Source organism: Bradyrhizobium erythrophlei (genome assembly GCF_900129505.1).
In the GTDB taxonomy this organism is placed as follows: domain Bacteria; phylum Pseudomonadota; class Alphaproteobacteria; order Rhizobiales; family Xanthobacteraceae; genus Bradyrhizobium; species Bradyrhizobium erythrophlei_D.
In genome coordinates, this window is the sequence record NZ_LT670818.1 from 6,814,615 (window position 1) to 6,832,733 (window position 18,119).

The window sequence follows — 18,119 nt, forward strand, 5'->3', positions numbered from 1 at the left end:
GTGTCTCAGCCCTGTGGGGCTGGCGTGGTAACCGGAAAACCCTGGGGAGTTCCTCCAACCGAGATAGACCCTACAGGTTTAGGCTGCCGAGCCATCCTTTTGTGCGCCACTCCGGATAGTCGGTGACCAGTGTGCCTTCTTGGAATGGAGGAGGTTACTTCCGGGGTTATTGCGTTTTGCAGCGAGTCGACCTTCGCTATAAGCGTGGAAATCTGAGCAGACATCTTCTTCACGTCGACATGTTCATCCGTTATCTGAGCAGATATTTTCTTCACATCGACTTGTTCATCGGTGACGCTCTGTCTTAGAGAAGCAAGCGTAGTTGAATCCTGCTGAAGCAGAGCTGCGTTTTGCTGCAATGAGGAGCTATTCTCTTGCAGCGAGTTAACGTGTTGCTGCTGGGCTAACTGAATATCCTTCAATGCGGCGAGAACCGGATCCGGTATTGGATCGGGAGCTTTCTGTTGCGAAAACAGTTCGGCCAAACTGCTGACATTCGGCAGGGCGAAATCGGAAGGCGACAGAGTATAGACTGCCGCAGTAGCGTTTAGGCCAAGAGCGAACACCGACAGCGCCAAGATCGATATCCGGTTGGACCGCTTGCTCAGCGCTGCGGGTACGAGTTGTTCGGTTTGGCTCTGCGTTTCCGGTGTCTTCGTCACGTGCATTACCCTCAAATGAGTGAACAAAAAAGAGCCGGCGCTTGGATCGTCCTCGCGACGGCTCCTTCACGTGGCACCCATCTAAAACTGCCCTCGATTATGGGCTGATGAGATTAATTCCCCGTTATCGCCGCAGTCGCTTCGCATGCGAGACGCTGGCGTTCCGTTTTCTGGCCGTCCGGCGCCGGTGCTTCACAGATGCCCCTTCGCCAACAGATGCTGAATGCAACCGAGCGCAACGGCCTGCATTCGCGGGGAAAGGGCGGAAAACAGCGCCATGACTTCCTTGCGCTGCGCTTCGGGCACTTTCAGCGGTGGCGCGGCCTTGGCCTCCCGGGTCATCCTCTGCAGCCCGCGAAGGTCGCCACACGGTAGCCAATCGAAGCTTACCTTGTGCTCTTCACAGAACAGAATGACGTCGCGGGTATTGATCCGCTTGTACATCAGCTTGGCAATGTCGGCCGGCGGCAGGCTCCTTTCCTCGGCGATCCGGCGCGCACCATCAGACTTTCCGATGAATTCATTGCGAAGGTTGACGCGTGGGCCAATTCGCAGACTGACACGCCAGCCCGCTCCGAAGCCATCCGCCGCCTGGTCGAGCTGGGCCTAAAAGCTGGGCGTTAGTTAGCAAAACTCACCTTGCAAACCGTTGATGTTCGCTACCTGTCCCGCCATCCGTCTCCTATCTGACAGAAGCTACGGGACGTGAACGCGTCCGACAGCCACAATTCCCGAGGGCGGCCCAATCGACCGCCCGGAAGGCGGAGTGAAAATGACCGGACCTCGTCCAGCAGGCCGACCGTGGACGCTTGCGCAAGCTGGTAACTTCGGGAATGAAGCCGCGGATGATCGCCCAAAAGATGAAGCGCTCCATCGGAGCCATCCAATCGCGAATTTACCTTTTTAAGAAGCCCGGGAAGCGGCTTCCGCCGAAACGTTCCTGATTTGCTGATCTGACAATTCCCCATGGTGGGGAATTCGGCTTGCGTCAGCCTGTGAACTGCGGAACACTTCCGATCGCCTGGTCGAGCTCGGGCTGAGGGCGAAGAAATGAGAAACCGCCAACACTATTCCAACGACGACAAGAGCCCCCTCATCGATCTGCTGAGCTGCATCGTATGTGGTCTGACAATGAAGATCGAGAAAAGCTCTCCCGACGCTGACGGTATGGACGTCATTCAATATCGGTGCGGGCGGTGCGACCGAATTGAGCGTGTGCGACTATTCCGCCCAACCCGAGATGCACTGCGCTGAAGGCGAAGGGGAAATAATGTGCGGATTTAGTAGCTACCGCTGCACACGGAGATGAACGCTGCCATAACAATCGTCGTTTGCCTAGCCGGAGCTGTCGGAAGCGCAAAGCTTTGCTGGAAATACATCGAGCCCCGGCATCAAGCCGCACAGGCACAGGGCGGTGCCCGCTATCGGCGGGCGCGTACGGTTACACCGTTGTGCGTGGCTGCTGCCTTTCTCACCGGGCTGTTCGGTATAGCTTTCATCCTACATTGGCTCGTCTAGATGCAATAAGGCTGCGCTCGAATTCTCACTGAATTGCTTAGAAATACGACCCCCTTTCGGGGCGCTTTCGCGCGCCGCCCTTGCTCTCCACCGCAAGTTGCGCTTGCATTGATCGGAAGATGCTGAGCTAAGCCTCGACACCAATCGTAGGGATAAAGCCAAAAATGGGTGACGACGGAGCACCATATGAGAAGGCAGTCGAGGAGACCGCAAAGGCAACCAGCAACGCTGTTGATTTGATCCGTGAGGGCGGCCGTGCGATCGCGCCCGCGATAGGCAACATCTACGGTGTGTTGATCGGTGACAAGGTTGCCGCAGCACGAGAGCGCAGGCTCGACGAGATCACTCGCAAAACCAAGAAAATTCTTCAAGACCGTAAGGTCAAAGATTCGGTCGAGCTGCCAGAAGATATAGCAATTCCGCTTTTGGAAGCAGCCCAAAGCGAACCGCGCGAGGAATTGCAAGAGCTGTGGGCCCGTCTACTGGCAAACGCGATGGATCCTGCGCGGGCTGATCACGTGCGTCCAGAATTTGTTGAGGCATTGCGAAGGCTTCAGCCGGTCGACGTGAGAATTCTCGATATCGTTCAGAAAACGCTGTCTGACTCAAGCACTCTGCTACAGGTTAGTCAGATCGCGGAACGAACCAAATTGCGCCCATCAGCCGCCGAAGTTAGCGTGTCTCACCTTCAAGGGTTAGATATAGTTCGAAAAACGGGCGGCAATCACCTCGTTGCGCTAACGGACCTTGGGAAGGAACTGGTGGTAGCCGTCGCCCCATAGTGAGGGCAATCCTTCATCACGCGGGGCCTTCTTGGTACTCTATTTGATTGGCCACCAGAGAGAATGGAGTCACCTCTCTTCGCCCGGATGCACCCAGAGGTAAGGCGAGATCTCGCGCGTCTCGGTCAGCTTGATAATGTGCACCGGCGGCGCCGTGGCCCCAACCCGTAGCGGATTGTCGTAGCAACTCGGCAGCACTTCAATGGCGCATGCCCGACCTCACCCGCCGCCGATATCCCGAACGCCAGGACTGCTGGCACGTCTACTATGGCGACGTGCATGTGGGGACGATCGCGATCCGCGCCGGCGTCCCGTTTGACGTCGACCAGTGGGGTTGGGACTGCGGCTTTTATCCGCCGTCGCACCACGGCCGCCAGGTCCAGGGCACGGCCGAAACGTTCGAACAGGCGCGGGTCGATTTCGAAGCCGCCTGGAAGAAATACCTCCCGAAGTGCTCGCAGGCCGACTTCGACGAATACCGGCGATCGGTCGCCTGGACTTCTTGGAAATATGCCATGTGGGGCAAAGGCTGCAGGATGCGCGTCGGGGGGAACGATGGGCGCCGGCGCGTCGAGCGCTGCAGGCGCGCGCTTTGCGGGCATTTTGTCGGGTGAGGCGTTTTTCATGATGCACTGTCGGCGCTGCCCGGGTCATCGCAACGCACTAGACGTCACGTTTTTGGAGCGGGCAGGATAGCCCGGCCATGACTCTAGGAAGGCCGCTGGCAAGTCCGGGATTCGCGGGCGCGTGGGCTCGTCAGCATCGATTTTGCGGGCCGGTTGGAATCGCTAGTGCGTTTGGGGTGACTTCCCATTCGCATTTCCCGGCCTCGCCTTGGAGTGCTCATGCTCGGCAATCCACTTAACCGCGTCATATTCCGCAATGAAGCCCTTGATTACTCCCGTTTCGCCATCGGGCCATAGAATATCGACCTCCCAGCCAGATCCGGGATTTTTCCGCGCCCCGAAAGTTGGTCGCTGCTCGGACATGCCTCGAATATGCGCCTATGGCGCCACGGTTCAAGGCAGCTATCCTGCCGCAATCAAACTGACCCACGACCGACGCCTCATGCGCTGTGACCGCTGTCTCGGTCTAAGTCGCTGATTTTGCTACTGGCAGGTGTTGCACCAAAGCATCAACCCGGATCGAAAATGAACGTCGGAAGCGAATCCTTTTGACTGTGCGACGGGACAGTTATTCCGTTCGAGCAGGGGTGCATATAGACGGGTGTACAATGAGCGAAGAATTCGCTTCTTACAGTTTTCTCGCGGTGACCGTTGCCGGCCTCGTCCTGCTTGGCTCTGGTTTGGTCGCTCTCGTAGTTAGCTGATCTCAGCCGCGGACAGAAGCTCCCGCCGATCTAATCGGATGGCCTCTTCACGAGCCTAGGAAGGCCGCTGGTGCGGGTCCGGTTCGCGGGCTGTCCAAGTGCCGGCCGTCGCGCCAACGAGTCCGCGCGGACTGAGATCGTCCGACAGAACCCTGGAAGGCCGCGATGGTGTGATCAGATTCCAACACCGGCGGAAAATCAGCCCCCTCCTTGTTCGGGACACAGTTGTGCCCGTCGCCATTCGCACGACTGCGGGAAGGTGTTTGGCGATTGAAGGCGTCAAATCACCGCAAACCCGGAGTTGTTATGAGCATCATCCCCCTGGACGTTCAAAGACGGTGCGAACGGCGGTGGGCCGCTCGATTTTCCCGGCCGACGGAATCGGTCACACCCCAATTGCCGGAGAGGGAGAGCCAGCAGATCGCCAGGCCTGACAAGGTGCAAAAGAAAAACCCGCCGGGGTCATTGCACTGACCAAAGAGCGGTGCGTTGCTAGAATCCCGCAGTGTGCTGCCCTCCTCCTAGGCTCACGAATCGTCGTGGCCTGATCAGAAGGACGACAAACATGCACGCCCAAGACACCATTGAAGATCGCTGCGAGGCCTGCTTTGGGATTGGTCAGTTGGTGGAAATGAGACCGATGAAGTTTGGGGAAAAGATTGCCCTTCCACCAATCTGCACGGTCTGCAACGGCACGGGTAAGAAGCCGAAAGCCGACTGAGGCAGGTCCCCGGCCCGTGCCAGTGTTAGCGCGTCGGCAGGCTGATTGCCTGCCGACCCCCGCCCAGGCTTCAATAGCCCCATGCCCGCCCCGGAACAAGGAGAGCCGGATGTGGGGCGTTCTAGTCGGTCTTTATATTGTAGTGATCATCTACCCGTTCATTGAAGAGTGGCAGCAGAAGCGCGCCGACAAATCCGCCTTAGCGAACATGCGCCGACATAGCGGCCTAGGGCATCGTTGGGACGCGACCAAAGGTCAATGGATGGACAAGTAGCCGAGCGCTCGCACCTCTGGGGTAAGAGAAAGGGGCGTGCCCGGCTACCCGGCCCATACGCGACGCGGACGCCGTTAGGTAGCGACCGATTCGTGGCGAAAACCATTCTGCAAGAAGGCATAACGATGCTGATGCCGTCGACCATGGTAACCAGAGCCCATCGTGTCGCCGAGCCACTTCGCCGACCCTGACGCCGCTTCCGTCCTACCCCCAAAATTGCGCAAAGGCGGGGCCGTGCTTTCTTCCAGTCGATATCGTGCGAGCGCCGCGATCCGTACAGCCCGGGGGCCGGGCGAGCTTTGCGCAGTGGTTTCGAGGCGAACTTCTTTGCTGGTCACCTTCACGGCGCTTCCGTCTGTACGCTACCCCGGCGGATCGCGTGGGTGCGCGCCCGTGCCGATGTCGGCGACACAACTGGTTAGCACTTTACCGTTCGCCTTCCGCCTTCTTCGCGTACTGCTCTGCTTCTCTCGCCCGATCTTCCCACGCCTCGGCCATTTCAAGCAAAGTCTCTCGGTCTTTTTCATCCATCGATTGCGCTATGCGGACGCAATCGGCTGCATATTCCCGGTACATTTTCGCTTCTTTCATGCGACTGTCTCCCTCCAGCCCTCACCGGAGGAAGAACGCCTGATGGCGAGACCCTGTTCGGAGCGGTTTCAAAATCGTGACAACGGCATTTTGTGGAACAAATAGCACTTGGAACTTGGGGAACGAAAAAGTGCTTGGAACAAATTGCGCTTGAAGCAATTACGAAGGAAATCCTCGGGGCTCGCGTCGATGTCATCCGCCGACGAGTATTACGCGTACGTCGGGCAGTGCATCGCGCTCGCCTCAAAGTGCTTACACCCCGCGGATAAGGCCCGTCTATTGCAAATGGCGAAAGCATGGCGCGACTTGGCCGAAAAGTTGGAAGCTAGCCAAAACAAACCCGCCGCAAAAGACTCCGCGTAGTTCCAACCCCCATCCCGCACCAATCTCAAATCTAAGCTGTAGCTCGCGAGCAGTATCGCTACACTCATGATGTGCGGTTGGTCAAGTTCCGTACATATCATTGTGGCCCTGGGAACACAGTGGCTTCCTTAAGGTTCGCTTTTGGAAATCCCCCGGAACCCGGAGGTGGGTTCAACGTTCGTGATGCGGCTTGCTGTAACCTCGGGGGAATTTTTGCGTGCCATCAACGTGCCATCAAGGAGGAAACGATGCGGATGCCATTTGCACTCTCTCTTGCCCTATTCTCGGCCACATCGACGATTGCACACGCGCAAGATCAGACTGTGTCCGTGGGGTCCTGGACGATTGCGACTTCCTCGAAAGCTGACAAGTTTGACAGTTGCACTATGAGCCGGTCTACCAATGATCTCGATATAACGTTTCTACGGACTCATGACGGCTTGCTCCTGCTTCTTGATTCATCGAAATGGAAACTAGAGCGAGGGAAGACATACGATGTTACCTTGCTTGCGGGTTCGCGATCAGTTCAAACCAAGGCGTTGGCCGAAACCAAAAGCGTAACGCTCACCCTGGCAGACCGGGCGCTCAATGAGAGGATGCGCACCGCTAATATACTCGAAGTGAGAGGAGAAGGAGCGACGTTGAGGGTGCCGCTAGATGGAAGTACGGCCGCCCTTGGACGCCTGGAAACATGTTTCGAGAAAAATAGTCGCGCTGGAGTTGAGAGTAACCCGTTCGTTGCGGCGAACCGGAAGCCCTAAGTCGGCAACGCCCAAGGCTATTCCAGAACACGACACGATGTTCGCCCGGATCGGCGTCATTAGAGCGTTGAACCGTCACGTCGAGCGGGTGTTCAACCCATCAGGCAAAGAGCCGCATTGGGGGCGTCGCGAGCTGGCCCGCGACCGCTAACTTTCCCTAACGCGATCATCGGAATGAGTTCCTACAAACGGAACCATCGACATTTTTGCATAAGAGACGCGCGCAATCGTCGCATGGCGCGCGAAACATTTACCGACCCGGTGGCTTAGTGCTTCGTGGGGCCTAACCGAGAGGGCCCGAAATGGAACCCCACAGCAGAATCTCGGACAACATAGACATCGACCACAAGACTAGCCGGTCGATCTGCGACGAGGTGGGTGAGCGGTTGCAACAAGACCTTAGTCTCGAAGCCTCGGCTTTGCCGGCCTTCCTTGATCGTCTAATCGATGAATTGCGCAAGCGGGATGAAATGATCGCCTGAACAAGGCCGCTCTTGTTCACGAGAAGCGGCGTTCACGACAAGCGGCGACGGTTCCGCCGGGCCGCGCGGAAGCGTTGCGGTCCGTGGCTTGGCTATTCGGCGGGGGAAATCACCCGCATCGGCCAATCGCTCGGGTCGACAACTTCCCCTGGGCCCGGAGAGATATCGATTACGTATCCGGCTCTGATCTCGAGGTTGACGTTGATCGATGGGCTGTTGACTGGCTGGATCCCAGCGAGGCCGAGCACGAAGCTGCTGGCACGGTCGCGCACCATCGCGTTGTCGCTGTCGAGCAGTTCCTGCTTTACGGCGCCTGCTCTTGCCGATGCCATTGCCAGCGAGCGGATGACCTTCTGCCGCATGAACTCGGCGATGTGCGGCTTGTTCAGGGCACGGCTCAGGCTCTCCCGCGCCATTCCGACCTTCTCCGCGCCGCAACGCACTCGAAACGTCACGTTTTAGATTGGGCAGGACAGCCTCGCCATGACTCTGGGAACCCGCTGGTGCGGGTCCTGTTCGCGGGCTCCAAGTGCCGGCCGATCGGCGCCGGCGCACGGTGCGCCACCGCCGATTCGTGGAGACGCCATTTTGGATGGATCTTTAAAGGCCCGTGCGCGTTGAGGCTTTCAACCCCGGGGGGCGACAGCAAACCCGGAACCTTAGTTATGAGCAATATTCCCCTGGACCTTGAAAGAAGGTGCGAACAGCGGTGGGCTGCCAGATTTTGTCGGCCGACTTCGCTAGCGGCGCCCCAAAGCCAGCCTCAACAACAACAACAGCACCTTTCCGAACCCGCCAAAGCCAAAAGAAAAACCCGCCGGGTTAAAGCGGCGGGCTTGAGGTCTGCACCGGCGGCGTGAGCGCGGGACCGAAGCCCCGCGCCCCTGTCGTTGACCGTTCTGTCACAAGATGAAATCGATGCAATTGTGAAAGACTAGTAACGGGCAGCCCCTCAGACCCCAACCGGTAGCGGATTGTTCTAGCGGCGCGGCCGCGCTTCAATGGCGCATACCCGCTCTCACCCGCCGCCGATCGCCGGAACGTCGACGGGTGGGCTTAACAAAACTCCGGCGCGTCACAGCCCCGCGCTGGCGAGCGTGGGCGTATCTCGGATTGATGCCGCAGGTTGAATTGCTACCTAATTCCCTGACGGGCGCAGCAGTTCCCGGCGTCATCGAGGCACCCAATGAGTAACCGCCCCAAAAAAATAACCTTAGGTGAGATGCGGCCGGCCGGCGTTCGCCTGTTGCCACCGGACGCCGCCACTCTCCAGTTTACATTCCGTGGCTCTGGAATACCTTCTGGCAACTCTTGCTCAGCTTTTGGCGATTTTGCTGCAAACATTGCTGAACCGCACTGTCGTCGCCCAACTGCTTCCGGCAAAATCGCTGTGCGTCTCGCGTGCACGCCTGTTGCTCCTGCGGGGTGCCCATATGGCCCTGAGCCAATGACGATGACGCTCCGATCAGTAACGCGATAGCGGCGAGCACTAGTTGGCGCATCGATCATCTCCATGAATTTGTGTCGAGACCCAATTTCAGGATAAAGCGGCGACCGTTGCGCGGTTCCCTCCGGTTCCGGTTTGATTTCCTCGGAGCGAGGAAGATGTCAAAGCGTACAGGCTGGGGCTGTGAATTTAACGACCCAATCGAGTTGCCGGGTGGGCGCAAGCTGATCACACTGGAGGACGCCGGCAACTACATCACGAAGCTTCCCAAGGCCGAGCACGAGGCGGCCGCAATGGAGGGCCTGATCCCGGTGGCGACGTCCGGCGGACCAACGATGTGCACCGGCTGCCCTCAATTCTCAACGGGTAGCGGATTGTCCTAGCGGCGCGGCTGCGCTTTCAAACCCTGCGCTATCATTTATGTCCGCCAACTACCAACACCGGCAAGCTTCCATCTACCAGGACCTCCGATGTTTGACTCCCCAACAATAACTTCCTGAGGCCGCGACGCCCATGAGAGGCCATAACGATTAAGTCGCACCCTCTGGACTTTGCTGTTTCGATAATCGCAGTGGCTGGATGCGCATTCGGAACATGCAAGAGTTCTGCAGATATCCCGATCTGCTCCGCCATAGATCGAGCCTCATCGAGCACTTTGCCCGCACGTTCCTTGCAGGCTGCATCAAAGCTATCAAACTCTTCCCGCGAGGGCATCCATCCCGAGGCGTGTCCGCTCCCATAGTCGACCGGCAGCGGTTCCGTTACGGTGACGACCGTCACTTTAGCGCTCAAGGCCTTTGCTAAAGCAATCCCATGCTTAACGCCTTTTCTCGCGACATCCGATCCGTCCGTGCTCAAGAGAATATTGGCGTACATTCGGGGGCTCCCTTGCTCGTCGAACATTTTTCCCTAAAAAGCGATTCTTACTTATGTGGTCCGATCGTCGCCGTCGGTCTATTCGCTTTTACCGCGGACGAGTGATTTAAGGCAAACGATCCGGAAGGCGTGGCGTTCGAATACGAGGTGATCGAATACGAGGCCGCGCCGGCAAAGGAAACGGCCCCACCGCTTCTGACACGAATGGGGCCGCCAACCTGGAGGCAGGTTTTCCCCCGGTTGGGCGCGAACCCGCCGGGAGCACGGAATCGACGCTTATCCAGCCCGACTGGTTCCAATTGGACGCGGTCAGGAACGAATCGGACTTCCGCGGTTTGAATGTTTTTCGTGGAGTACCGTTCGTGTCCTGGGAGCGTCCCTTCGATCAACCGGTACCGTTGCCGAGCGGTCCTCCAGCGAGAACGCTCCGCGATGCGGCGAACTTTATAAGGCAACTCCCCAAAGCCGAGCGTGAAACGCCCGAATGGCGGCTGGCAATTCAGATGTTGATCGACGCTTCCGAAGGCTGCGGACCAATGCTTTTCGCGAAATTGGGTATTGAGCGCGCTGCCTGCCGCAACGTGGAGGGTACGTTCAACCCGACTAATGAACCGCATCGGCGTCGCCGCAAGCTGGCGCGGAATCGGTGATCGCAGGAGTCAAAAGGTATTAAACCTGGTGTTCGCGCCCGCGTATCCCAAAGCAAACCACGGTTTGCTCACCGCGACCATCGAGATTCCTCCGGTATTCGTGGATGGATTGTTGGTGACATTGTTATTCCAGATGTCGCGCGAGACCCTTTACGGTAGCTCAATCCGAGCGTCCTCACCTGGTCTACGGCTTCCTGACGACCGCGCCGAACGCGATCGTGGAGCCGATCCACCCCAACGCCATGCCCGTGATCCTGACGACCGATGAGGAGCGCGACGTCTGGATGCGCGCTATGGGGACGAGGCGAAGGCGTTGCAGCGGCCGTTACCGGACGATGCACTCAAGATCGTGATGCTGGGTGCCGACAAGGAAGACAGACAAGGCGGCAGCGGAACCGGCCGTTTCGCCTCAGCGTGGCAGTTCATCAGCGGCGATGAAGAGCCATCGTACACGATCCGTCGAAAGGAACGTGACTGGTTGCCTCAGTGTCTGCGTCGGCCTGATGTGTGCACGAAATATGGATTGATTAGGCACGTCGCGGGACGGCCGGAGGCCGTAGCTGCGCACTGGGCAAGCGAGGTGAAGATGCAATCCATCCGCTCGCCCTCCAACTCGCCATAGACGTGCATGCAGACTGGATAATTGGGATCATACATTTGAGCCTGTGCGGAGGTTGCAACAAGAGCCATTGCGAGCGGAAGGATTGCAACAATGAGCCTGACCACGCGAACCTCCAATTGGAGAAACAAGTCCGTCAGATCAATTATAGTACGCCGTCGTGGCGCGATCCACTCCAGCTATGCCAGTGAGAGGCGGCTGCTTACCGGTTAAAAAAATGGCCCCGTTTAAGGGGCCATTCTCGTTTAGTAGTCGTCCCAGTAATGGTGACGCCTAATAATTACACGGTCGCCATCGTGATACCAGCCGCGATGCCATCCGCGATCATGACCGTAGAATTCGACGTGGGGGCCGCGATAGTAGTCATCCCGGTAGTAGTCCCGGTCGGGACCGACGCGGAAACTAAAACCCTGGGCGCTTGCCACCGTTGGCGCGGCAACTGCGATGGCCGCTAACGCAGCGAGGACGCAAGAAATCTTTTTCATGTCGCTTCTCTCCTATCGTTGTTGCGCAGGAAGAAAACGGGTGGAGCAAAGCGACGTTCCCGGAACTGGTACGGAACTTTTTTGAATGAATATTCAACTAGGTTTCCTATCGGAAACCATCCGCGCTGGATGGTGTGGTACGCGCTTTAACAAGGCCGGACCAGCGAAAGTATTCGCTGCATCGCAAAATTTGAACTTACGCTTCGTTACGTCGAAAACGTTCCCGTCTTCCTCGACAATTTTGGCTTGACTGACGTCCGGGACCGAACGGAAAATATAAGTCATTGAGCTTAAATTTTTTGGACCATGGGCCAAGCTGAACGACCGACTTGCTCCCACCGCGGGGCCTACCTGACCCTCGCGCTGCCTCCCGGCGGCAAGGGCAAGCGTACGTTCCAGTGCTTCCCAGTGCTTCGATTGCGATGGTCCTGATCCGCTGAAAACGGATAAGGCTACGGGCTGGCTCAAGAGTGAGCTGCAGCCGCCTAAAGATTCTCGATCATCGCCGTCTCGATCTAGCCGGTGACGAATTGCCATCATTCGCTTTGAAGCATTCCTGGATCGGCATCTAGGACCGGAGCGTCAGCTCACGTTGCCGCTGGTTTAGTGGGAGGTGTTCCGGGTGGCTTCTTTATTCGGCCTTTGCCGAGACACTCCTCGCACTTGGCAGGATAGATTTTGCGGCCCGGCTGCATTGGCTGTTTGACCTTCTGCAACCCCGTGCCATCACAGGCCGGACAAATAGCTTCGGCCACACTCTCACGCGGTTTTTTCACAGCGACCAATCATTAAAACAAACCAAAAAGTTGAAGCGTTTGCGCGAAGATAGCGCCTAGCCGCAACAGCGCAATGGAACTCGCTTCTTAACCTAACCGATCAATGTTACCGCCGCAGAAGGAGGTCGTGCGTTGTCATCAAAAGGGCCGCGCGGGGGGGCCGGACCTGCGCAATCGCAAAGTCGGCATTGGCTCCAAGGGCTGACATGCCCGACCCGCCAACTCAGGTCCGAAGAGTGCCAGAAGCGGAAGTGGATTGTGTCACTCGATCACTAAAAAGGCACGGGCGTTGCCGCCAAACCAAACGTTATCGCTGCGGGCGTGCCACGAGCCCGGCAAACAAATTTCGCTTCAAGATCGGACAGCCGAACGTCGTCGGGCCATCTGTCCCCGCTGATCGCTGTGGAATGGCTGCAATGACAGTCGGAGCAATAGATCAGCAGCCCGCGCACACCGGCTGATCGCATCTCGCCGAAGGTAATCTTCTCGGGTCGCTTGCTCGTTGGGTGCCTCGATGACGCGGGGAACGGATGCGCTCATCCGGAGTTGATGGGTTTCTGAAAGAGGAGGCAAAAAATGCGCCGTTTTGCTCAAGTCTTCATGATCCTAGCTTCTTTCGCCGCCCTGGCATCCACCGTTCAGCCAGCGGCGGCGGCAAAGTACTGTCTGCAGGGGAGGCAATGGGGCTTTCCAGGCAACTGTCAGTTCTCCACGCGGCAGCAGTGCATGGCAACTGCTTCAGGTACCAATTCAACCTGCGGCATCAATCCGAGATACGCCCACGCTCGCCAGCGCGGGCCTGTGACGCGTTGAGGGCGCCGAAGTTTTTTAAGCCCACCCGTCGACGTTCCGGCGATTGGCGGCGGGTGAGCGCCGGCATGCGCCATTGAAGCGCTGCCAAAGCGTGCAGACAATCGTCTTGGACCGTGGAACCGCCGCGGCGCCGATCACAGTGAAACCGCGATCAGTGGACTTCACTGGGTCGGCGGCGTAATTAACTGCGGCCGTTTCCCGACTTCGAACTTCCCCGTGCGGCGTGTCGCATAAAGCGGCCAACCCAATTCACAAACTACATGCAACCTGCAATAGGCTTGGCGGCGCCCCGCAGGCGCATCGCGGTTCTCTGGCGACGGGTCGAAGGCGATTTGGAGCCAGCCCACCCAATTGCGGTCACTTCCCCTGCGAGCTCTGAAGCGATCGACGCACTCCTTGGAACAAAGCATTCAGCCGCCGAGATAGGCTCGGAGCACATCCGGGTTCTTCAGTAGCCCTGCTGCACTATCCTCGGCAACGACACGACCCGTGGTCAACACGTAGGCCCGGTTGGCGACGGAAAGCGCGTTGTGCACGTTCTGCTCGACCAGGACGATGGTGATGCCCTGGTCGCGCAGTTGTCGAATTACCGTCAACACCTCCTGCATGATGAGGGGACTGAGGCCAAGGCTCCGTTCGTCCAGCAGCAGAATACGGGGCGCCGACATCAGCGCGCGGCCGATGGCGAGCATCTGCTGTTCGCCTCCTGAAAGCGTACCTGCCATTTGCGCGCTTCGTTCACGCAGGCGCGGGAATCGCGTCAGCACCGCTTCCATCCGCCGCTTCACCTCGGCGCGGTCACCGCAGATATAGCCGCCGAGTGCAAGGTTTTCATGCACCGTCAACTCCGGCCAGATCCGCCGTTCTTCAGGGCAATGGGCGATACCCCGGCGGACGATGGTATCGGGCCGCTGCCGGGCAATCGACACGCCATCGAGCAGGATGTCGCCCGTCGTGGCGCCGATCAGGCCCGACATCACGCGCAGCGTCGTGCTCTTGCCGGCGCCGTTGGCGCCAATCAGCGCGACGACCTCGCCGGGGCTGATCTTCAGGCTGACGCCGTGCAACGCGCGCACCTTGCCATAGGATGCGCTGACCTCGCGCAATTCGAGGATGGGATCCCTGTTGCTCATGCCGCGGGCTTGCCGAGATAGGCTTCGATGACGTCGGAATTGTCTCGAATCTGGTCCGGCGTGCCCTCGGCGATCTTGCGCCCGAAGTTCAGCACAACGATGCGGTCTGATACCTCCATCACGAGCGCCATGTTGTGTTCGATCAGGAGCAAGGCTTCGACACCGTCGCCGATCAGCTTTCTGAGCACACCGCCCAACTGGTAGGCTTCCTCCGTGTTGAGGCCCGCCGCCGGTTCGTCCAGCATCAACAATCGAGGACCGGCGCCGAGCGCAACGGCCAGTTCCAGCAACCGAAGTTCGCCGCAGGAAAGCGAATCGGCTTCCGTGTTCATTCGATCGCCGAGCCCCACTTTTTCAACGATCGCCGCCGCCTCATCGCGAAGCTGCCGCTCGCGTTTGCGCTGCGCCTGGCCAGGAAAAAGGGTCCGCAGCAGCGATTTCTCACCGTGCCGGTGACGCGCCGTCAGCACGTTGCCGAACACTGTCAACCCCTTCAGCACATTGGTCTTCTGAAATGTGCGTATCAAGCCGGCCTGTGCGATTGCGTACGGCGCGTGGCCGGTGATGTCGTCGTTCCGATAAACCACCGTTCCCGCCGTCGGCTGGTAAAAACCGGTGATCATGTTGAGGCAGGTGGTCTTGCCCGCCCCGTTCGGCCCGATCAGGCTCACGATCTCGCCGGCGCCCACCTTGAAGCTGATATCGGACAGGGCAGCCAGACCGCCAAACCGCTTCGAGACGCCTGAGAGTTCAAGCATCGCGGGTCGCTCCACGAGGATAGCTTTCGTGGCGCCGGGCGATAAATCCCATGATGCCGCGCGGCAGGAACAGTACCACGGCCATCACGATCAGGCCGAAGATCGAAAAGCGCAGCTCCTTGAAGTCGCGCAAATACTCTTCGAGCAGCACGACGATGACGGCACCGACCACCGGGCCGACCAGCGTTCCCTTGCCGCCGGCAAGCACCATGATGATCATCGAGACCATGAAGGAGAAACCGAACACTTCGGGGCCGACAAAGGAGACGTAGTTGGCGTAGAAGCCGCCGGCGAGACCGGCGATGCCCGCCGCCAGCACGAACGTGACCAGTCCGAGATAGAACGGCGAAACGCCGATCGACTGCGCCACGAACCGGTTCTCGCGGACCGCGATCGCTGCACGTCCGATGTTCGAATAGACGAAGCGATAGGCGACGAACAGGGACACCGAGGCCAGCAACACGCCGACATAGTAATAGGCCATCTTCTGCTGCAGCGCATCGCCGGCCGTCGCCCATGCCGGCTTTTCGATGCCGGAAATGCCCATCGGGCCGTTGGTCAGACCGATCCAGTTATTGGCGACCAGCCGCAACACCTCCGCGAAGCACAGCGTGACGATCACGAAGAACGGTCCTCGCAGCCGCAGTGTGATGGCGCCGATGACGAGCCCGAACAGCGCCGCCACCAGTGGCGCGGCAAGAACCGCGACATGAAAGGGCATGGCGAGGCGGCTTGAGAACAGCGCCGCGGTATAGGCGCCGACGCCAAGGAACGCGGTGTGGCCGAGCGGGAACTCGCCGACATAGCCGACGATGAGGTTGAAGCTCGTCGCCAGCATCACCGAAAACAAGATGAGGACGCCGATATGCAGCGCGTACTGATTGAGGATCAGGAGCGGCGCGAGCAGTGCGGCAGCCAATAAACCCCACAGGCAATTGCGTTCGAAGATCATCAGGCGCGCTCGGCGTGTTTGCCGAAGAGGCCGTATGGCCGCACCAGCAGCATCGCGATGACCAAACCGAAGCCGATCGCATCCACGTAGCCGCTCGACATATAGCCGCCCCAGAAGGCTTCTGAAACTCCCAGGATAAGCCCGCCTACGATGGCGCCCGCAAAACTTCCCATACCGCCGAGAATGACGACCACAAATGCCTTCAGGGATACGACGTCCCCGATGGTGGCCTGCGCCACATAGATCGAACCGAGCAGCATTCCGGCAGCGCCTGCGAGCGCCGCCCCGAGCGCGAAGGTGAAGCCGTAGACGTGAGCGGTGCGAATGCCGGAAAGTTGCGCGGCCATGGAATCCTGGAAGGTAGCTCGCATCGAGCGTCCCAGCGTTGTCCTTTGAATCAAAAGATGGACGGCGAGGATCAGCGCGGCGGAGATCGCCACCAGCACGAGCCGTGACTGAGTGATGACGACCGGACCGAAAAACAGCGGCTTGTTGGCGAACGGCGAGATGACCTTCTCCGGCGCGGTGCCTACGATCAACAACGCTGTGTTGGTCAGGAAGATCGACAGCCCGATCGTCAGCAGGATGGTCGGTTCCTCGCCCTGCCCGCGCACCCGGGCCATCAACAGGCGATCGATCAGATAGCCGCCGACCGCGAGACTGAAGATCACGACCGCGAGCGTCAGGAAGAAATTGAGCCCAACGAGATCTGTCAACGACCATCCCAGGAGCCCGCCAACCACATAGAGCTCACCATGGGCAAAATTCACCACGCGCATCAGACCGAACACCAGCGTCAGGCCGAGCGCGGACAGCGCGTAAAAGGTCCCGATGACCAGGCCATTGGCAAGAAGCTGAAGGAACAGATCCATATCGCGCTCACGGTTCCGAGCGCCTCGGAGGCGCGGGCGGGAGCGTCAGCGACGCCCCCGCGTTGTTCTTAGCGTTCGATGGTGCTGGTTGCCGCCACGGTGGGAACGCCCTTCAGCAACTGCACCAGCACGACCGAGAAGCCGCTCGCCTGGCCCTTGCTGTCGAACTGGAAATGACCGTTCGGGCCTTCGTAATCGGTCTTGCCTAGCGCATCGCGCAGCTTCTCCGGATCGGTGGAACCGGCGCGGGTGATCGCCTCAGCCAGAATGTTGATGGCGTTATAGCCGGCCGCAGAATATTTGCCGGGTGCTTCGTTGTACCGGGCGGTATAGGCGGTCACGAACGCCTTGTTCTTCGGCGTCGTCATGGTCGAGGCATAGGGCACCGCGGCGTAGATGCCTTCGGACGCCTCTCCCGTCAGCTTGATGAAGTCCGGAGTAGCCCAAGACCCCACGCCAAACATCTTGGTGGTCAGCCCGAGCTCGGCCTTCTGCTTGACAAGGATCGATCCGTCCTGGGTTTCAGCCGCGACGAACACGCCATCGGCTCCGGACGATTTCAGCTTGGTCAGCAGCGTGTAAAAATCCGAGGTGCCGTGCTCGAAATATTCCTTCATGACCGTGGTCGCGCCGAGCGCCGTCATCTGCTTCTCGAACTCGGCGACACCGCCACGGCCGAAATCGTCATTGACGCCGATATAGGCCACCTTGCGCAGTTTGAGCTGGTCGTAAAGGATCTTCGAGAAGGCTTTCGCCAGCAACGCGTCGGTTTCGGTGGCCCGGAAGAACCACGGGTTGCCTTTCTCGGTCAGTTCGGCGCTCGAGGAGACGCCGGTGATCAGCGGCAGCTTGTAATTGGCGACGACCGGCATCACCGCCAGCGTCGACGAGCTGCAGAAGGCGCCGGAGATCGCCACCACCTTGTCACGCTGAACGAGCTTTTCCGCCGCACTGACCGAGTTGGCAGGACGACACTGGCCGTCCTCGATCACCAGTTCGACCTTCTTGCCGAGCACGCCGCCCTTGGCGTTGATCTCGTCGAGCGCCAGCTTCGAACCGTTGACGTCGGTGGTGCCGTTATAAGCCACCGATCCCGTCAGGGGCTGGATCACGCCGATCTTGATGGTTTCCTGAGCATGGACGCCGGCACTGGCAAGCGCCAGACCCAGAACGCCGATCGGCCAGCTTTTTACTATACTCATAACCTTCTCCTGCTTTCAGGTTGCGGTGGAACATCGATTGCGACGATCGGTG

20 protein-coding genes and 1 pseudogene are annotated in these 18,119 nt (G+C 58.9%); 8 read left to right on the forward strand and 13 right to left on the reverse strand.

The genetic code is table 11. From position 1 onward, the window contains the following. Positions 1 to 5: 5 nt before the first annotated feature. A complete protein-coding gene (locus B5525_RS31735; protein WP_079569607.1) occupies positions 6 to 668 on the reverse strand; it encodes a hypothetical protein in 663 nt (220 codons plus the stop codon). 186 nt (positions 669 to 854) lie between these two features. After that, positions 855 to 1,106, reverse strand: coding sequence for a hypothetical protein (locus tag B5525_RS44725; RefSeq protein WP_154073564.1), 252 nt, complete (start codon positions 1,104 to 1,106; stop codon positions 855 to 857). A gap of 1,238 nt (positions 1,107 to 2,344) precedes the next feature. Here B5525_RS44725 and B5525_RS31750 point away from each other — a divergent pair. The 4 genes from B5525_RS31750 to B5525_RS44735 all read left to right on the forward strand — a co-directional run bounded on the left by B5525_RS31750 (position 2,345) and on the right by B5525_RS44735 (position 5,287). Next, entirely contained in the window at positions 2,345 to 2,962 is a 618-nt protein-coding gene (locus B5525_RS31750; protein WP_079569612.1) for an Abi-alpha family protein, read from the forward strand. A 209-nt stretch (positions 2,963 to 3,171) separates the two neighbouring features. Further along, entirely contained in the window at positions 3,172 to 3,576 is a 405-nt protein-coding gene (locus B5525_RS31755) for a hypothetical protein (RefSeq protein WP_079569614.1), read from the forward strand. Between the two features lie 1,281 nt (positions 3,577 to 4,857). After that, a complete protein-coding gene (locus B5525_RS44730; protein WP_154073565.1) occupies positions 4,858 to 5,013 on the forward strand; it encodes a hypothetical protein in 156 nt (51 codons plus the stop codon). A gap of 109 nt (positions 5,014 to 5,122) precedes the next feature. Next, positions 5,123 to 5,287: a hypothetical protein gene (locus B5525_RS44735; protein WP_154073566.1), complete on the forward strand. Its 165-nt coding sequence runs from the start codon at positions 5,123 to 5,125 to the stop codon at positions 5,285 to 5,287. A gap of 426 nt (positions 5,288 to 5,713) precedes the next feature. On the opposite strand, the gene B5525_RS44740 is transcribed toward B5525_RS44735, so the two are convergent. Continuing rightward, positions 5,714 to 5,878 carry a hypothetical protein gene (locus B5525_RS44740; protein WP_154073567.1) on the reverse strand — a complete coding sequence of 55 codons (165 nt, stop codon included), beginning with the start codon at positions 5,876 to 5,878 and terminating at the stop codon, positions 5,714 to 5,716. Positions 5,879 to 7,304: 1,426 nt separating this feature from the next. Here B5525_RS44740 and B5525_RS31765 point away from each other — a divergent pair. Continuing rightward, positions 7,305 to 7,484, forward strand: coding sequence for a hypothetical protein (locus B5525_RS31765; RefSeq protein WP_079569617.1), 180 nt, complete (start codon positions 7,305 to 7,307; stop codon positions 7,482 to 7,484). Positions 7,485 to 7,576: 92 nt separating this feature from the next. Here the strand turns inward: B5525_RS31765 and B5525_RS31770 are convergent, their stop codons facing one another. Then, positions 7,577 to 7,900, reverse strand: coding sequence for a hypothetical protein (locus B5525_RS31770; protein ID WP_079569618.1), 324 nt, complete (start codon positions 7,898 to 7,900; stop codon positions 7,577 to 7,579). Between the two features lie 858 nt (positions 7,901 to 8,758). Next, a complete protein-coding gene (locus tag B5525_RS46740) occupies positions 8,759 to 8,986 on the reverse strand; it encodes a hypothetical protein (protein ID WP_079569620.1) in 228 nt (75 codons plus the stop codon). A gap of 103 nt (positions 8,987 to 9,089) precedes the next feature. Here B5525_RS46740 and B5525_RS31780 point away from each other — a divergent pair, with 103 nt between their 5' ends. Continuing rightward, positions 9,090 to 9,314, forward strand: coding sequence for a hypothetical protein (locus B5525_RS31780; RefSeq protein WP_154073568.1), 225 nt, complete (start codon positions 9,090 to 9,092; stop codon positions 9,312 to 9,314). Between the two features lie 31 nt (positions 9,315 to 9,345). On the opposite strand, the gene B5525_RS31785 is transcribed toward B5525_RS31780, so the two are convergent. Further along, the gene (locus B5525_RS31785) at positions 9,346 to 9,807 is read right to left on the reverse strand and encodes a universal stress protein (RefSeq protein ID WP_079574049.1); all 462 of its coding nucleotides are present in this window, start codon (positions 9,805 to 9,807) and stop codon (positions 9,346 to 9,348) included. 823 nt (positions 9,808 to 10,630) lie between these two features. Here B5525_RS31785 and B5525_RS46745 point away from each other — a divergent pair. Then, a pseudogene (locus tag B5525_RS46745) lies at positions 10,631 to 10,833 on the forward strand (SOS response-associated peptidase); the annotation flags it as partial. A gap of 107 nt (positions 10,834 to 10,940) precedes the next feature. Here B5525_RS46745 and B5525_RS31795 read toward each other — a convergent pair. Then, positions 10,941 to 11,147, reverse strand: a complete 207-nt coding sequence (locus tag B5525_RS31795) for a DUF3551 domain-containing protein (RefSeq protein ID WP_079574051.1) — start codon at positions 11,145 to 11,147, stop codon at positions 10,941 to 10,943. 174 nt (positions 11,148 to 11,321) lie between these two features. Next, the gene (locus tag B5525_RS31800) at positions 11,322 to 11,561 is read right to left on the reverse strand and encodes a hypothetical protein (RefSeq protein WP_079569623.1); all 240 of its coding nucleotides are present in this window, start codon (positions 11,559 to 11,561) and stop codon (positions 11,322 to 11,324) included. A gap of 1,352 nt (positions 11,562 to 12,913) precedes the next feature. Between B5525_RS31800 and B5525_RS31805 the strand changes: the two genes are divergently transcribed. Further along, positions 12,914 to 13,150 (forward strand): DUF3551 domain-containing protein, encoded by a 237-nt coding sequence (locus tag B5525_RS31805; RefSeq protein ID WP_079569624.1) that lies wholly within the window; start codon positions 12,914 to 12,916, stop codon positions 13,148 to 13,150. A gap of 410 nt (positions 13,151 to 13,560) precedes the next feature. Here B5525_RS31805 and B5525_RS31810 read toward each other — a convergent pair whose 3' ends face one another. From B5525_RS31810 to B5525_RS31830, 5 genes are all read right to left on the reverse strand, one after another. Next, the gene (locus B5525_RS31810) at positions 13,561 to 14,256 is read right to left on the reverse strand and encodes an ABC transporter ATP-binding protein (RefSeq protein WP_338075235.1); all 696 of its coding nucleotides are present in this window, start codon (positions 14,254 to 14,256) and stop codon (positions 13,561 to 13,563) included. Positions 14,257 to 14,279: 23 nt separating this feature from the next. Next, entirely contained in the window at positions 14,280 to 14,972 is a 693-nt protein-coding gene (locus B5525_RS31815) for an ABC transporter ATP-binding protein (protein WP_244567657.1), read from the reverse strand. 61 nt (positions 14,973 to 15,033) lie between these two features. Continuing rightward, complete coding sequence (locus tag B5525_RS31820) at positions 15,034 to 15,993, reverse strand: branched-chain amino acid ABC transporter permease (RefSeq protein ID WP_079569629.1); 960 nt, start codon at positions 15,991 to 15,993, stop codon at positions 15,034 to 15,036. Beyond that, complete coding sequence (locus B5525_RS31825; protein WP_079569630.1) at positions 15,993 to 16,865, reverse strand: branched-chain amino acid ABC transporter permease; 873 nt, start codon at positions 16,863 to 16,865, stop codon at positions 15,993 to 15,995. Before B5525_RS31825 ends, B5525_RS31820 begins: the two co-directional genes overlap by 1 nt. Positions 16,866 to 16,933: 68 nt before the next feature. Continuing rightward, the gene (locus tag B5525_RS31830) at positions 16,934 to 18,067 is read right to left on the reverse strand and encodes an ABC transporter substrate-binding protein (protein ID WP_079569632.1); all 1,134 of its coding nucleotides are present in this window, start codon (positions 18,065 to 18,067) and stop codon (positions 16,934 to 16,936) included. Between the last annotated feature and the right edge of the window lie 52 nt (positions 18,068 to 18,119).

What these genes read in the sequence shown, in the direction of transcription:
- B5525_RS31735 (WP_079569607.1), bottom strand. Translation starts at nt 668, where the DNA reads ATGCACGTGACGAAGACACCGGAAACGCAGAGCCAAACCGAACAACTC.
- B5525_RS44725 (WP_154073564.1), bottom strand. Translation starts at nt 1,106, where the DNA reads ATGTACAAGCGGATCAATACCCGCGACGTCATTCTGTTCTGTGAAGAG.
- B5525_RS31750 (WP_079569612.1), top strand. Translation starts at nt 2,345, where the DNA reads ATGGGTGACGACGGAGCACCATATGAGAAGGCAGTCGAGGAGACCGCA.
- B5525_RS31755 (WP_079569614.1), top strand. Translation starts at nt 3,172, where the DNA reads ATGCCCGACCTCACCCGCCGCCGATATCCCGAACGCCAGGACTGCTGG.
- B5525_RS44730 (WP_154073565.1), top strand. Translation starts at nt 4,858, where the DNA reads ATGCACGCCCAAGACACCATTGAAGATCGCTGCGAGGCCTGCTTTGGG.
- B5525_RS44735 (WP_154073566.1), top strand. Translation starts at nt 5,123, where the DNA reads ATGTGGGGCGTTCTAGTCGGTCTTTATATTGTAGTGATCATCTACCCG.
- B5525_RS44740 (WP_154073567.1), bottom strand. Translation starts at nt 5,878, where the DNA reads ATGAAAGAAGCGAAAATGTACCGGGAATATGCAGCCGATTGCGTCCGC.
- B5525_RS31765 (WP_079569617.1), top strand. Translation starts at nt 7,305, where the DNA reads ATGGAACCCCACAGCAGAATCTCGGACAACATAGACATCGACCACAAG.
- B5525_RS31770 (WP_079569618.1), bottom strand. Translation starts at nt 7,900, where the DNA reads ATGGCGCGGGAGAGCCTGAGCCGTGCCCTGAACAAGCCGCACATCGCC.
- B5525_RS46740 (WP_079569620.1), bottom strand. Translation starts at nt 8,986, where the DNA reads ATGCGCCAACTAGTGCTCGCCGCTATCGCGTTACTGATCGGAGCGTCA.
- B5525_RS31780 (WP_154073568.1), top strand. Translation starts at nt 9,090, where the DNA reads ATGTCAAAGCGTACAGGCTGGGGCTGTGAATTTAACGACCCAATCGAG.
- B5525_RS31785 (WP_079574049.1), bottom strand. Translation starts at nt 9,807, where the DNA reads ATGTACGCCAATATTCTCTTGAGCACGGACGGATCGGATGTCGCGAGA.
- B5525_RS31795 (WP_079574051.1), bottom strand. Translation starts at nt 11,147, where the DNA reads ATGGCTCTTGTTGCAACCTCCGCACAGGCTCAAATGTATGATCCCAAT.
- B5525_RS31800 (WP_079569623.1), bottom strand. Translation starts at nt 11,561, where the DNA reads ATGAAAAAGATTTCTTGCGTCCTCGCTGCGTTAGCGGCCATCGCAGTT.
- B5525_RS31805 (WP_079569624.1), top strand. Translation starts at nt 12,914, where the DNA reads ATGCGCCGTTTTGCTCAAGTCTTCATGATCCTAGCTTCTTTCGCCGCC.
- B5525_RS31820 (WP_079569629.1), bottom strand. Translation starts at nt 15,993, where the DNA reads ATGATCTTCGAACGCAATTGCCTGTGGGGTTTATTGGCTGCCGCACTG.
- B5525_RS31825 (WP_079569630.1), bottom strand. Translation starts at nt 16,865, where the DNA reads ATGGATCTGTTCCTTCAGCTTCTTGCCAATGGCCTGGTCATCGGGACC.
- B5525_RS31830 (WP_079569632.1), bottom strand. Translation starts at nt 18,067, where the DNA reads ATGAGTATAGTAAAAAGCTGGCCGATCGGCGTTCTGGGTCTGGCGCTT.